The sequence below is a fragment of the Cryobacterium sp. PH31-O1 genome, assembly GCF_030063455.1.
Classification (GTDB): domain Bacteria; phylum Actinomycetota; class Actinomycetes; order Actinomycetales; family Microbacteriaceae; genus Cryobacterium.
This window is the reverse complement of record NZ_JASITB010000009.1, coordinates 42,077-55,557: the sequence shown is the minus strand read 5'-3', so window position 1 is coordinate 55,557 and position 13,481 is coordinate 42,077. Positions and strand designations below refer to the sequence as shown.

The 13,481-nt window shown below is 65.3% G+C and carries 12 protein-coding genes; 11 read left to right on the top strand and 1 reads right to left on the bottom strand.

What is annotated here, in order from left to right:
* The first annotated feature begins 1 nt into the window (after position 1).
* The 5 genes from QMK31_RS16725 to mmsB all read left to right on the top strand — a co-directional run bounded on the left by QMK31_RS16725 (position 2) and on the right by mmsB (position 5,992).
* Positions 2 to 334, top strand: a complete 333-nt coding sequence (locus tag QMK31_RS16725) for an NAD(P) transhydrogenase subunit alpha part 2 (protein ID WP_283502081.1) — start codon at positions 2 to 4, stop codon at positions 332 to 334.
* Positions 335 to 336: 2 nt separating this feature from the next.
* A complete protein-coding gene (locus tag QMK31_RS16720) occupies positions 337 to 1,758 on the top strand; it encodes an NAD(P)(+) transhydrogenase (Re/Si-specific) subunit beta (RefSeq protein WP_283502080.1) in 1,422 nt (473 codons plus the stop codon).
* A 145-nt stretch (positions 1,759 to 1,903) separates the two neighbouring features.
* Positions 1,904 to 3,868, top strand: a complete 1,965-nt coding sequence (locus QMK31_RS16715) for a M13 family metallopeptidase (RefSeq protein ID WP_283502079.1) — start codon at positions 1,904 to 1,906, stop codon at positions 3,866 to 3,868.
* A 146-nt stretch (positions 3,869 to 4,014) separates the two neighbouring features.
* Positions 4,015 to 4,914: a serine hydrolase gene (locus QMK31_RS16710; RefSeq protein ID WP_502853486.1), complete on the top strand. Its 900-nt coding sequence runs from the start codon at positions 4,015 to 4,017 to the stop codon at positions 4,912 to 4,914.
* A gap of 184 nt (positions 4,915 to 5,098) precedes the next feature.
* Positions 5,099 to 5,992, top strand: coding sequence for a 3-hydroxyisobutyrate dehydrogenase (mmsB, locus tag QMK31_RS16705; protein ID WP_283502077.1), 894 nt, complete (start codon positions 5,099 to 5,101; stop codon positions 5,990 to 5,992).
* Positions 5,993 to 6,098: 106 nt separating this feature from the next.
* On the opposite strand, the gene QMK31_RS16700 is transcribed toward mmsB, so the two are convergent.
* Entirely contained in the window at positions 6,099 to 6,863 is a 765-nt protein-coding gene (locus tag QMK31_RS16700) for a DeoR/GlpR family DNA-binding transcription regulator (protein WP_283502076.1), read from the bottom strand.
* A gap of 258 nt (positions 6,864 to 7,121) precedes the next feature.
* Here QMK31_RS16700 and QMK31_RS16695 point away from each other — a divergent pair, with 258 nt between their 5' ends.
* The 6 genes from QMK31_RS16695 to QMK31_RS16670 all read left to right on the top strand — a co-directional run bounded on the left by QMK31_RS16695 (position 7,122) and on the right by QMK31_RS16670 (position 13,464).
* The gene (locus QMK31_RS16695; protein ID WP_283502075.1) at positions 7,122 to 8,462 is read left to right on the top strand and encodes an ABC transporter substrate-binding protein; all 1,341 of its coding nucleotides are present in this window, start codon (positions 7,122 to 7,124) and stop codon (positions 8,460 to 8,462) included.
* Positions 8,463 to 8,551: 89 nt separating this feature from the next.
* Positions 8,552 to 9,535 (top strand): carbohydrate ABC transporter permease, encoded by a 984-nt coding sequence (locus QMK31_RS16690; RefSeq protein WP_283502074.1) that lies wholly within the window; start codon positions 8,552 to 8,554, stop codon positions 9,533 to 9,535.
* Positions 9,532 to 10,428: a carbohydrate ABC transporter permease gene (locus QMK31_RS16685; RefSeq protein ID WP_283502073.1), complete on the top strand. Its 897-nt coding sequence runs from the start codon at positions 9,532 to 9,534 to the stop codon at positions 10,426 to 10,428. Before QMK31_RS16690 ends, QMK31_RS16685 begins: the two co-directional genes overlap by 4 nt.
* Positions 10,429 to 10,452: 24 nt before the next feature.
* A complete protein-coding gene (locus tag QMK31_RS16680) occupies positions 10,453 to 11,259 on the top strand; it encodes a DeoR/GlpR family DNA-binding transcription regulator (protein WP_283502072.1) in 807 nt (268 codons plus the stop codon).
* Positions 11,256 to 11,957 (top strand): HAD-IA family hydrolase, encoded by a 702-nt coding sequence (locus QMK31_RS16675; protein ID WP_283502071.1) that lies wholly within the window; start codon positions 11,256 to 11,258, stop codon positions 11,955 to 11,957. Before QMK31_RS16680 ends, QMK31_RS16675 begins: the two co-directional genes overlap by 4 nt.
* 7 nt (positions 11,958 to 11,964) lie before the next feature.
* Complete coding sequence (locus tag QMK31_RS16670) at positions 11,965 to 13,464, top strand: mannitol dehydrogenase family protein (protein ID WP_283502070.1); 1,500 nt, start codon at positions 11,965 to 11,967, stop codon at positions 13,462 to 13,464.
* Positions 13,465 to 13,481: the final 17 nt, after the last annotated feature.

The following is a 13,481-nucleotide window of genomic DNA, read 5'->3' as shown; positions in this document are numbered from 1 at the left end:
CATGGACTACACCGGCTTTCTGGCGAACATCGCCATTCTCGTACTCTCGGGTTTCATCGGCTTCGCCGTGATCTCCAAGGTGCCCAACACCCTGCACACCCCGCTGATGTCGGGCACCAACGCCATTCACGGCATCGTCGTGCTCGGCGCCCTCGTGGTGCTCGGCACGGCCGAGAACCCAGGCCTGCCGCTGCAGATCATCTCGTTCGTGGCGATTGTGTTCGGAACCGTAAATGTCATTGGCGGGTTCGTCGTGACCGACCGCATGCTCGCGATGTTCAAGACCCGCCCCGTGAACACCAACACCACGAGCGCAACCGACGGGAAGAACTGACCATGGATATCCTCGTCTACGCCCTCTATATTCTCGCTTTCGCGATGTTCATCCTCGGATTGTCCGGCCTGACCGCCCCGAGATCTGCCGTGCGCGGCAATAAGATCGCCGCGGCGGGCATGGCCGTTGCCTTCGTGGCGACCCTGATCCACATTCGCGAGACCAGCAGCTGGCTGATCATCATTATCGCCCTCATCGTGGGCGTGATCATCGGCATTCCGCCGGCCCGCAAGGTAAAAATGACGGCGGTCCCGCAGCTGGTCGCCCTGTTCAACGGCGTTGGCGGCGGAACTGTCGCCCTGATCGCCTGGGGCGAGTTCATTGAAAGCGACGGCTTCACCGGCCTGCACGTCGCCTCCGGCCCGGTCCTTCCGCTGGTTATCGCTTCGCTGTTCGCGGCGATCATCGGTTCTCTGTCGTTTTGGGGCTCGATCATCGCGTTCATGAAACTGCAGCAGATTCTGCCCGGGCATCCGCTGTCGGTCGGCCGGTTGCAACAGCCGCTCAACGCGATCCTGTTCCTCGGCTCGATCGTCGCAGCCGTCATCGTTGGCATCGGCTCGGTCGACACCGGCGCCAACCCGGTCTGGTTCGTTGCGATCCTCGTCTTGGCTGGCATCCTCGGAGTCACCACCGTGCTCCCGATCGGCGGCGCCGACATGCCCGTCGTCATCTCCCTGCTCAACGCGCTCACCGGTCTGTCGGCGGCGGCGGCGGGGCTCGCGCTGAACAACATCGCGATGATCGTCGCCGGCATGATCGTGGGGGCGTCGGGCACCATCCTCACCAACCTCATGGCCAAGGCCATGAACCGATCGATCCTCTCGATCGTCGCCGGCGGGTTCGGCGGCGGCGGTACCCAGGGCGCTGGGGCGGCCAGTAGTGGCGACCAGATCGCCAAGTCCACCTCCGCAGCGGATGCCGCCATCAAGCTCGCCTACGCCAACCAGGTCATCGTCGTGCCCGGCTACGGGCTCGCCGTCGCCCAGGCCCAGCACGCCGTGAAGGACATGGCCAAGGTACTCGAGGCGCGCGGGATCGAGGTCAAGTACGCGATCCACCCGGTGGCTGGGCGCATGCCAGGCCACATGAACGTGCTCCTGGCCGAAGCCGACGTCTCCTACGACGCAATGAAGGAGATGGACGACATCAACGGCGAGTTCTCGCGCACCGACGTCACCATTGTCATCGGCGCCAACGACGTCACCAACCCCGCCGCCCGTACCGACCCCAACTCGCCCATCTTCGGCATGCCCGTGCTCAACGTGACCGAGTCCCGGTCGGTCATCGTGCTCAAACGCTCGATGAGTTCGGGCTTCGCCGGCATCGAGAACCCCCTGTTCTTCGGCGAGAACACCACCATGCTCTTCGGCGACGCCAAGAAATCCGTCGCCCAGGTGACCGAGGAACTCAAGGCGCTGTAGGCGGCCGCGTCTGCAGGACCGCGCCCCAGATGGGTGCGCGCTACGCCCATTACCGTAGCGGCTACCGATATCGGGCGCGGCCATGCCAGATCGAAACGAGCCCCCCACACGGCCACCTGTCACCGGCCCCGGATAGGCTGGGACCATGACTGAGCTGGCGACTGCATCCGGAATCAACAGAGACGAACTCGACCCGGAGGTGCGACCGCAAGACGACCTCTTTCGGCACGTGAACGGCAAGTGGATCGCGCGCAGCGAGATCCCCGCCGACAAGGCCCGCTGGGGCTCCTTCATGATGCTCGCCGAAGACGCAGAGAAAGCGGTGCGCGAGATCATCGTCGAGGCGCAGTCCGCCCCAGCCGGCGGCCTCGAGCGCAAGTTCGGCGACCTCTACACGAGCTTCCTCGACGAAGAACGCATCGAAGCCCTCGGCGCCACCCCGCTGCAGAATGACCTTGCAGAGGTCGACGCGGTCACCACCATCTCCGAGCTGCTCGCGACCCTCGGCCGCCTCGAGCGCGGTGGCATCGCCGGAGCCTTCCACCTCTACGTCGACAACGACCCGGGCAACCCCGAACGCTACCTGGTCTTCATCGCGCAGGGCGGGATCGGCCTGCCAGACGAGTCGTACTACCGCGAAGAAAAATTCGCCGAGATTCGAACGAAGTATCAAGAGTTTCTTGAGCGGATGTTCACCCTCGCCGGTTTCGCAGACGCCGCCGCACGGGCCGGGCGGGTGTTCGCCCTCGAAACCGAACTCGCCGCGCACCACTGGGACAAAGTCAGCACCCGCGACAGCGAGAAAACCTACAACCTGCGCACCTGGGGCCAGGTCTCGGCGCTCGCCGCCGGCGCCGACGTTGACCTGTGGCTGGACGGCCTCGACGCCCCGGTCGGCGCCTTCGACGAGGTCGTCGTGCGGGAGCCGAGCTTCATCGCTGGGCTCGCCGAGACCCTGACCGATGACCGCCTGGAGTCGTGGCAGGACTGGCTGCGCTGGCAGGTCATCCGCTCGAGTGCCGCCTATCTGTCGGGTGAATTCGTGGAGGCGAATTTCGACTTCTACGGGCGTACCCTGAGCGGCACCCCGCAGCTGCGCGACCGGTGGAAGCGCGGCGTCTCACTCGTTGAGGGAGCCCTCGGCGAGGCCGTCGGCCGCATCTACGTGCAGCGCCACTTCAAGCCGAGCGCCAAGGAGAGCATGGACGTGCTCGTGGCCAACCTCGTCACGGCCTACGAGAACAGCATCAGCACCCTCGACTGGATGACCGAGGAGACCCGCACGCGCGCCCTCGAGAAGCTGCGCAAATTCACGCCAAAGATCGGCTACCCGGTGAAATGGCGCGACTACTCGAGCCTTCAGATCACCGCCGGCGACCTGATCAGCAACGTCAAGGCCGCCGGTGAGTTCGAGTTTCAGCGCGAGCTCGGCAAGATCGGCAAGCCGCTCGATCGCGACGAATGGTTCATGACCCCGCAGACCATCAACGCCTATTACAACCCCGGATTTAACGAGATCGTCTTTCCGGCCGCTATTTTGCAGTTTCCGTTCTTCGACGAGACCCGCGACCCGGCCGCCAACTACGGCGCGATCGGTGCGGTCATCGGCCACGAGATCGGCCACGGCTTCGACGACCAGGGCTCCAAGTACGACGGTGACGGCCGTCTCATCGACTGGTGGACCGCCGACGACAAGGCGGCGTTCGAAACGCGCACGACCGCGCTGATCGCCCAGTTCGAGGGCCTCGAACCGCAAGCCATCCCGGGAAACACCGTGAACGGTGCGCTCACGATCGGCGAGAACATCGGCGACCTCGGCGGCCTCTCCATCGCCTGGAAGGCTTACCTGCTCTCGCTGGGCGGCGAGGAGTCGCCGGTCATCGACGGACTCACCGGGCAAATGCGGTTCTTCCTCTCCTGGGCCCAGGCCTGGCAGATGAAGCTGCGCGACGCCGAGGCCATCCGCTTGCTGGCTATCGACCCGCACTCGCCGAACGAGTTTCGCTGCAACCAGATCGTCAGCAATATTCCGGCGTTCTACGAGGCCTTTGACGTCACCGAAGCGGATGCCCTCTACCTCGCCCCCGAGACGCGCGTCACCATCTGGTAACACGCCTGGGTTAGTGTGGGCCTTGCTGGAAAGAGCAGGGGATGGCGGGTGCGTGGCCGCACCGGGGAAGGAAGGGGCAGACAGTGGACTTTCCGACTCGCGGCGATGCTGGCCCGTCGGCAAATGTCGGTGGCCGCCGCGCCGGTCTGAACGCGGGTGATGCCGGTCATTCCCGTCATGCTGCGGCCTCCGGTGGCAAACATCGCGGAACCGATGCTCCCGAGAACTTCGCCCGTGGTTTCGCGTCGCTCGGTGAACTGGCCCTCAACGGCGTGCAGGTCTCGGCGCGGGCGACGGACCTGTCGACCGGGCGGGTGCTGTTCTCGGTCGACGACCACGTCTCGATGCCCACAGCGAGCGTGGGCAAGGTGCTGCTGCTGATCGAGGTGGCCGCTCGGCTGAAGGATGCCGAGTTCGGCCTGGCCACGATGCTCGAACGCTCGAGCACCGACGCCGTGGGCAATTCCGGAATTTGGCAGCACCTCCAGGTCTCCCGGCTGAGCGTCGCGGACCTTGCCGCGCTCGTGGGCGCCACGAGCGACAACCTAGCGACCAATGTGCTCATTCGGGCCGTCGGCCTGCACGCGGTGCGGGCGCGCACCGAAAGTCTCGGGCTGAGCCGCACGGCCCTGCTCGACCTGGTGCGCAACAAGCGCGGCCCGGACGACGCGCCCCAATTGTCGGTGGGCAGCGCCAAAGAGCTCACCTGGCTGTTCACCGCACTCGCCAGGGGCGAGATCGTCGACGCCGAGACGAGTGGCCGGGTGATTGGCTGGCTTTCGCTCAACTCCGACCTGTCGATGGTGGCGAGTGCGTTCGGGCTCGATCCCCTGACGCATCGAGAGAGTGACCTCGGGCTGCTCATGGTCAACAAGACCGGAACCGATGCCGGCGTGCGCGCCGAGGTGGGCATCCTGCGTGGTCCGCGTGCTGGCGTGACCTACGCGGTGGCGATGCTGTTCGACGATTCGCAGCTAATGACCCGACTCGCCGCGCTCGACGGAATGCGCGCGGTCGGGGCCGATCTGCTGGAGTACGTGCACTGATCCGGACGGGGCCCGGGCCCCGTCCACGGGCCCAGCCTATAAACTGGGCCCGTGGCCACAGGGTGGGCCCGGAGTCAGATCAACGACCGAAACTCTCGGGTCGGCGACCAGCCCGCCGACAATTTGTGCCATCGTGGATGTTGTCGGGCATAGCGGCCCGTCACCTATGCGAAGGAGCTTTGCCATGGCGGTAATCGGATGGATTGGGCTGGGCCACATGGGCGGCCCCATGACGGCGAACCTGGTGAAGGCCGGGCACAGCGTGCGCGGTTTCGACCTCAACGCGCAAGCTCTCGACGCTGCGGTGGCCGCCGGCGTCACCCGCGCGATCAGTATCAAGGACGCCGTCGCCGGCGCCGACGTGGTCTTCACCATGCTGCCCAAGGGCGACCACGCCCGTGCCGTGTACTTCGGCGACGATGGCGTGCTGGCGCACGCCGCCACGACGACCCTGCTGGTGGACTCCTCGACGATCGACATCGAATCGGCCCAGGCGCTGCACGATGCGACCGCCGCAGCCGGTTTTCGGTTCGTCGACGCTCCCGTCTCGGGCGGAATCACCGGTGCTGAAGCCGGCACGCTCACCTTCATGATCGGCGGCGAAGCGGATGCCGTCACCGCCGCGACCGCCTACATAGAGCCGATGGCCGCGAACATCATTCCCACCGGGGGTGCCACGACCGGCCAGGCCGCGAAGATCTGCAACAATCTGATGCTGTTCATCAATCTGGCCGCAACGTCGGAAGGAGCAGTTTTGGCCGATCGGCTGGGACTGGACCCGCAGGTGTTCTGGGATATCGCATCCGTTTCGTCGGGCGACAGCTGGGCCCTGCGCACCTGGTATCCGGTCAAGGGGGTCGTGCCATCGGCGGCTGTAAACCGTGACTTCGCGCCGACCTTCACGGCCGAGCTCGCCAACAAGGACATCGGCCTCGCGGTCGCGGCCGCCGCAGCAACAGACACGCCGCTCGAGATCGGTACGCACGTGCAACAGCTGTTTCAGCGCCTGATTGACCAGGGCGAGGGCGGCAAGGACTGCTCCATGATCGTGAAGCTGGTCGACGGCTCCCTGGCCTGAATCAACGAGGTGTGAGTCCCGGCCGGATTTGAACGTTTCAACGGACCGAGACTCACACCTCGCCAAGCCGCCCGAGCGCCAGAATCCACGAGCGGATGCCCGCAGCTCAGACGATTGCGAGCTCGGGGCCGGCGGCGCTCAGCTTGCGGGACTGACGGGGGTCGATCCCGTCGTCGGTGATAATGAGATCGAATTCGTTGGCGTCGGCGACGTGGCAGAACGAGTTCTGGCCGATTTTGCTCGAGGTCAGCGCGAGTACCCGCCGCCGCCCCGACAGCATCATGGCTCGTTTCACCTCGGCCTCATCGGGAATCGTCGTGGTGAGCCCGGCCTCGGCGGTCAGCCCGTTGCCGCCGACAAACGCGACGTCCACGTTGAGCTGGCTGATGCGCGCCCGGGTCCACTCGTCGACGGCGCCCTGCGAAACGCTGCGCACCCGTCCGGGCAGCGCGAGCACGGTGAGGAGGGGCTTTCGGGAGAGCAACCGCACCGCGGGCAGATTGTTGGTCACGACGATCAGCCGCCGGTCCTCCGGAAAAACGGATGCGATTACCAGGGTGAGTGCGCCGGAGTCCAGCAGCACAACCCCGTCGTCGGGCAGCTCCTGCAGCACCCGCTGGGCGATTCGATGCTTCTGCGGCGCGTTCTCCAGCCTGCGCTGGGCCATTGCGATCTCGAATGGGGTGCTCTGCACGAGACGGGCGCCGCCGTGCTGACGCCGAAGGACCCCCTGGCGCTCGAGCACGACGAGATCACGGCGAATGGTCTCGGCGGTGACCAAGAGCGCGACGCTGGCGGTGGCCACCAAGATCTCACCGGTGCCGGCCTGCGCGAGCGCGATGATCGCGGCCTGTCGTTCCGCTGGGTACATGCCTGCCTCCTCGCAGCCACCGGCATCGGGCCGGTGGCCTCAGACTAGCAATTCGGCGCGCGGCAGTCGACCGGTGGCATCCGTTTTTGTGGGTATTGCGACCGAATATATGTATGATCGGGCAATATTTCGTCACAGAAACATCACAAAACCACAATTTGAGTTGCTTTTTCCACTCAATCGGTTCACAGTAGCTTCATACCAGTCCACAAGGACGTGTCGACGATGAAGAGGTTTGAGATGACGAAGTCTTATTCCATGAAGAAAAGGCTTGTGCTCCGCGCAGTCGCCTTCTCTTCGGTGGGTGTGCTTTTGGCCGGATGCACCGGAGCCGGCGGCGGCACACAACAGGCCGACGGCCCAGTGACCCTGACCCTCGCTACGGTGAACAACCCGCAGATGAAGGACATGGAGGAGCTCAAGGGCGCCTTCGAAGATTCCCACCCCGACATCAGCGTGAACTTCGTCGCCATGGAGGAAAACGACCTTCGCGACGCCGTCACCAAGGATGTCGCGACCCAGGGCGGCCAGTACGACATCGTCACCGTCGGCAGCTACGAGGTACCGATCTGGGGCCAGAACGACTGGCTCGTCGACCTCGGCCCGCTGGCCGAAGCCGACACCGCCTACAACGTCGACGACCTGCTGCCGCCCGTGCGTGACGCCCTGACCGTTGATGACAGCCTCTACGCTGTTCCGTTCTATGGCGAGTCGTCTTTTCTCATGTACAACAAGGACATGTTCGCCGCGGCCGGCCTCGAGATGCCGACCAATCCCACCTGGGACGAGGTCGCCGGCTTCGCGCGCACCCTCAAGACCGACGACGCTGCCGGCATCTGCCTGCGTGGGAAACCCGGCTGGGGCGAACTGTTTGCGCCGTTGACCACGGTCGTGCAGACCTTCGGCGGCAGCTGGTTCGATGAGGACTGGAACGCCGAAGTCAATTCCCCGGAGTTCACCGAAGCCGTAAAGTTCTACACCGACCTCGTGAACGATGCCGGCGAAGCCGACCCCGTCTCGACCGGCTTCACCGAGTGCCTCAACCTGTTCTCGCAGGGCAACGCGGCCATGTGGTACGACGCCACGAGTGCCGCTGGCCCCCTGGAGGCTGAGGGTTCCGCCGTCGCCGGCAAGGTCGGGTACGTGCACGCCCCGGTCAAGGAGACCGCAGAATCCGGTTGGCTCTGGGCCTGGAACCTCGCCATTCCCAACACCAGCAAGAACCAGGACGCCGCCTGGCAGTTCGTGAGCTGGGCCACCAGCACCGAGTACATCGACCTGGTCGGCACCACCCTCGGCTGGGAACGCGTTCCCCCGGGATCGCGCACCTCGACCTATGAGAATGAGAATTATCTCGCCGCGGCATCCTCTTTCGCACCGATCACCAAGGACATCATGCTCGCGGTCAACCCGACGCAGCCCGGTGTGAACCCGCAGCCGTGGGTCGGCATTCAGTACGTCACCGTACCGGAGTTCCAAGACCTGGGAAACCAGGTCTCGCAGGACATCGCCGACGTGTTCGCCGGTCGCGACACGGTCGAGAACGTTCTCGATAAGGGCCAGGAGCTTGCCCAGCAAGCCGGAGACGCCCAGAAGTAGGCACCACCCGTGAACGTGGGCGGCGTCGACGAGACGCCGCCCACCACCCTCGTCAGTTCAACGCCGAGAACGAGAAAGAGACTGCAGACATGACCGCGCCAGATTTGATCAGGACCGTGGCTGAACCCGAAGACCAGGCCCCGGCCGCGTCACGGACAACACGTCGTCGCCCCCCGAAACCCGAGCTGAGCGGCGGCCAGAAGAAGGCTCTCCGCCTGGCCCGCGCCCTGGTCTGGCCGGCCATCGTCGTCGCTATTCTGGTGACGCAGATTCCCTTTCTCGTTACCATCTATTACTCGTTCCAGAGGTGGAACCTGATGCGCCCCGGCTCGCGCGGCTTCGCCGGGTTCGACAACTACGTGACCGTCTTCACCGGCGGAGCCTTCATGCAGTCGCTGGCGGCGACCGTGGTCATCACCGGCTCGTCGATCGTGCTCTCCGTACTGTTCGGTCTCGGCATCGCCCTGCTGCTCAACCGCAAATTCTTCGGTCAGGGCCTGGCCCGCACACTCGTCATCACGCCGTTCCTCATGATGCCCGCCGCCGCCGCCCTCATCTTTAAGTGGTCGATGCTCGACGCGAACGTCGGCATGGTCAACTGGGGCCTGTCGGTGCTCGGCGTTGACCCCGTGCAGTGGAACACCGACTTTCCCGCGCTCACCGTGATCATGGTGCTTACCTGGCAGTACACGCCCTTCATGATGCTCATTCTGCTCGCCGGGCTGCAGAGCCAGAGCAAGGAGACGCTGGAGGCGGCATCCGTTGATGGAGCCGGCCCTATTCGCAGCTTTGTACACATGACACTGCCGCACCTGCGCCAGTACATCGAGCTTGCCGTGCTGCTCGGCGGCATCATGCTGTTGCAGGTGTTCGATCCGATCGCCATCATGACCCGCGGCACCGGCGGCACCAAGACCCTGTCGTACCTGCTCTACGAACGAGCCTTCGTGGGGCTCGAAATCGGCGAAGCGGCCGCCTATGGCGTGATCACCGTTTTGCTCACCATCATCGTGGCGAGCGTTGCGTTGCGCCTGCTGTTCAAGATCTTCTCCAGCGAAGGGGCCAAGTCATGAGTACCGCCACCGCCACCAAGGTCAGCGCAGCACCCCCACGAAGCGCCCTGACCCCACCGCGTCGTCGTTCCAAGCGGATGCGTCACCGCGCCACCAGCACGGCCCTCACCATTTTCACCTGGATCGTCACGCTGGGGTTCTTCTTTCCGGTGGCCTGGATGGTCTTCACGGCCTTCAAGACCGAGGCCGCCGCGGCGACGAAAACACCGACCATCTTCACGGCGCTCTCCCTTGACCGGTTCGCCGAGGTGCTCGACCGCGGGTTCGGCGTCTATCTGCTCAACTCGCTCACCGCGAGTGTCATGAGCACCGTCATTGTGCTTCTGCTGGCCATTCCGGCCGCCTATGGCCTCTCGATTCGCCCGATCATCAAATCGACCGACGCCCTGTTCTTCTTCATCTCCACCCGCTTCATGCCGATCGCCGCCGCAATCATTCCGATCTACCTGCTGCTGCAGAGCTTTGGAGCCCTCGATAACATCTCGGCCCTGAGCATTCTCTACGTCGGAATGAACCTGCCGCTGGCTGTTTGGATGATGCGCTCATTCTTCAGCGAGGTACCGCTCGAGATCGTCGAGGCGGCACAGATTGACGGCGCGAATTTCTTCACCGAACTCGTGCGCGTGGTCATGCCCATCGTCGCGCCCGGCATCGCCGCCGCCGCGCTGATCTGCTTCATCTTCGCCTGGAACGAATACTTTCTGGCCAGCCTGCTCACCTCGACCATGGCACGCACCACCCCGCCGTTCCTCGGCAGCTTTGTCGACGGGCGCGGGCAGTTTCTCGCGGTACTCTCGGCAGCATCGACCCTCGCGGTTCTGCCCGTGGTTTTGGCTGGCTGGCTGGCGCAGAAGCGCCTGGTCACCGGCCTGGCCATGGGCGCGATCAAGTAGTCGCCGACAGGATAGGGGAGCCAGATGAAACCGGATCCAACGAGCACGAACCGCAGTGCCGATGAACGCCGAGCCAGTATTTTGGCCGCGCTCGCCGGGGCCGGCCGGGTCGAGGTGAACGAACTCGCTGAGTCACTCGCCGTCGCCGAGGAGACGATTCGGCGGGACCTGCGCACCCTCGAAGACGACGGCCTGCTGCGTCGAGCTCACGGCGGGGCGATCAGCGTGGCCGACCCGGTGGCCGATCTGGACCGCGTGACGGTGCCCGAGCCGGCCGCCCACCCGGTCGCGACACTCGCGGCGACCCTGCTGCCGGAGCGCGGCATCCTCTTCATCGATGCCGGTCCCATCGCCGAGGCGCTATCGGTGTGTGTGCCAAACTCGGCCGCCCTGCAGGTTGTCACAACGTCGATTCCGGTCGCCCTGGTGGCGAGCCGCAATGCCGAACTATCGGTCTACAACCTCGGCGGCACCGTCGACCCCGTCGACGACTCGCAATCCGGGCAGTGGGCCCGCGAATCGCTCGAACACGTTCGCCTGGATCTCGCGTTCATCAGCGTCAGTGGGCTCACGCCCAGCGGCCAACTCCTCGCCGCCAGCCCGCAGGCGGCCATTGTCAAGCGCGCCGCAATGGATGCCGCCACCACGGTCGTACTCATCGCCGACCACAACCACCTGGAAGCATTCGGCCTGGTGAAGTTCGCCAGACTCGACGAGGTCGACCACCTCGTCGTCGATACCGGCGTGAGCGAGGCGGTACTCGCCCTCGCCGCCGAGGCCGGAGTGCCGGTGCTGCTGGCGAACACGAACGAGACGGAATTCGCACTGTGACCGCCGCCAGCCTCGCGTCGCAGATCGGCAGCTATCGAATTGACGGGCTCTTGTTCGACTGCGACGGAGTGCTTGTCAACTCCGACGAAGCCGCAGCCGTGGCGTGGAACGAATGGGCCGTTGAGTACGCGCCCGGATTCGACTTCGATCGAGACATCATTCACGGTCGACCGGCCCGGGAGACGATTGCCGAACTCGTGCCGGCCGCCGACGTGCAGCGAGCCGACCAGGCACTCATGCTCAAAGAGGTCGAGACGGCACCGCTCGTGCGGGCCCTGCCCGGCGCCCGCGACCTGCTCCTGGCCTTGCCGGCCGGCAGATTCACCATCGTGACGAGCGCCGTGGCCATCGTGGCCCGCGCCCGCCTGCGCGCGGCCGGGCTGCCGTGCCCGGATGGCCTGGTCACCTTCGACGATGTTGCGCGCGGTAAACCCGCTGCCGACCCGTATCGCCTTGGCGCAAAACGGCTGGGAATCGACCCGCGCCGCGCCGTGGTCTTTGAAGACGCCGATGCCGGGGTGGCCTCGGCGCAGGCCGCCCAGATCGGTCTCACCGTTGGCATCGGCTCGCGCGGACTCGACACCACGGCGACCCTCGTCCTGGCCGACCTGCGGGGCATCCGCTTTGACGGCACCCTGCTCTACCTGGATGATGCGGTGCAGTTGCGCGCCGACCCCAACCACACACCGAACGAATGAGGACCGCATGACCGACACCCCCACGCTGGTCGAACTGAGCAACAAGACGCTCTCGTCGCTGTCGCCCGCCGTGCAGATTCCCAGCTACGACCGCGCCGGTCTCACGGCCGGCATCGTGCACTTTGGCGTCGGCGGATTTCACCGCGCGCACCAGGCGCTCATGATCGACGACCTGCTCGAGCTTGGCCTCGCCCGCGACTTCGCCATCTGCGGCGTCGGCGTGATGCCCTCCGACGCCCGCATGCGCGACGCCCTGCTCGAGCAGGACGGCCTCTACACGCTGGTCGTGAAGCACCCAGACGGCAGCCTGGACGCCCGCGTGATCGGGTCGATCATCGACTACCTCTTCGCCCCCGACGACGTCGAGGCCGTCATCGAACGTCTCGCAAGCCCCGAGGTAAAAATCGTCTCGCTCACCGTCACCGAGGGCGGCTATAACATTCACCCGGTGACCGGCCTGTTCGATCTTGGCAACCCCCAGATCGCCGCCGACCTGCAAGTGGATGCCGCCCCCGCGACGGTCTTCGGCCTTGTCGTCGAGGCCCTGCGGCGACGTCGCGAGCGCTCTGTTGTGCCGTTCACCGTCATGTCGTGTGACAACCTGCAGGACAACGGTCGTGTCGCCCGCCGCTCATTCGTGGCCTTCGCCACCGCCAAGGATGCGGCCCTGGGCGCCTGGATCGATGCCTCGGTGAGCTTTCCGAATTCCATGGTCGACCGCATCACCCCGGTGACCACCGACGACGATCGGGCCCAGATCGCGGCCACCTTCGGGCTCGCCGACCGCTGGCCGGTCGTCTGCGAGCCGTTTCTGCAGTGGGTGCTCGAAGATGCTTTCACCGACGGTCGGCCGCCCTACGAGAAGACGGCCGCCCAGCTCGTGAGTGATGTCGAACCCTACGAGCTGATGAAGCTGCGCCTGCTGAATGCGAGCCACCAGGGGCTCGCTTACTTTGCGCACCTGTGCGGCTACCGCCTCGTGCACGACGCCGCGGCCGATCCGCTCATCGCCACTTTTCTGCGCGCGTACATGGACCGTGAGGGGTCGCCAACGCTCAAGCCGGTGCCCGGAATCGACCTCGAAAACTATAAGGCGCAGCTCATTGAGCGGTTCAGCAACCCGGGTGTGCGCGACACGGTCGCCCGACTGGCCGCCGAGTCGAGCGACCGCATTCCCAAGTGGCTGCTGCCGGTGATTCGGGAGCAGTCGGCCCATGGCGGAGAGCTCGCCCTCTCGGCCGCGATCGTGGCGAGCTGGGCCCGTTACGCCGAGGGCACCGACGAGCAGGGCGAACCGATCGACGTCGTCGACCGCATCAAGGACAGCGTCATGCAGAGCGCCGCAGGCTACGCCAGCGACCCGCACTCCTTCCTGCGTAACCGCGACCTGTTCGGAGACCTGATCGACGATGCCTCCTTCGTGGCGGCGTACGACCATGCGCTCGACCTGCTGCATACCGTGGGTGCCCGCGGCACCCTTGAGCAGCTCATGAAACCGCTCGATTAGGCTTGGTCACACAAACA

Excerpts from the sequence above, each read along its gene's own strand:
- QMK31_RS16670 (WP_283502070.1), top strand. The coding sequence starts at position 11,965 with ATGACCGACACCCCCACGCTGGTCGAACTGAGCAACAAGACGCTCTCG.
- QMK31_RS16680 (WP_283502072.1), top strand. The coding sequence starts at position 10,453 with ATGAAACCGGATCCAACGAGCACGAACCGCAGTGCCGATGAACGCCGA.
- QMK31_RS16700 (WP_283502076.1), bottom strand. The coding sequence starts at position 6,863 with ATGTACCCAGCGGAACGACAGGCCGCGATCATCGCGCTCGCGCAGGCC.
- QMK31_RS16715 (WP_283502079.1), top strand. The coding sequence starts at position 1,904 with ATGACTGAGCTGGCGACTGCATCCGGAATCAACAGAGACGAACTCGAC.
- QMK31_RS16725 (WP_283502081.1), top strand. The coding sequence starts at position 2 with ATGGACTACACCGGCTTTCTGGCGAACATCGCCATTCTCGTACTCTCG.
- QMK31_RS16720 (WP_283502080.1), top strand. The coding sequence starts at position 337 with ATGGATATCCTCGTCTACGCCCTCTATATTCTCGCTTTCGCGATGTTC.
- QMK31_RS16690 (WP_283502074.1), top strand. The coding sequence starts at position 8,552 with ATGACCGCGCCAGATTTGATCAGGACCGTGGCTGAACCCGAAGACCAG.
- QMK31_RS16685 (WP_283502073.1), top strand. The coding sequence starts at position 9,532 with ATGAGTACCGCCACCGCCACCAAGGTCAGCGCAGCACCCCCACGAAGC.
- mmsB (WP_283502077.1), top strand. The coding sequence starts at position 5,099 with ATGGCGGTAATCGGATGGATTGGGCTGGGCCACATGGGCGGCCCCATG.
- QMK31_RS16695 (WP_283502075.1), top strand. The coding sequence starts at position 7,122 with ATGAAGAAAAGGCTTGTGCTCCGCGCAGTCGCCTTCTCTTCGGTGGGT.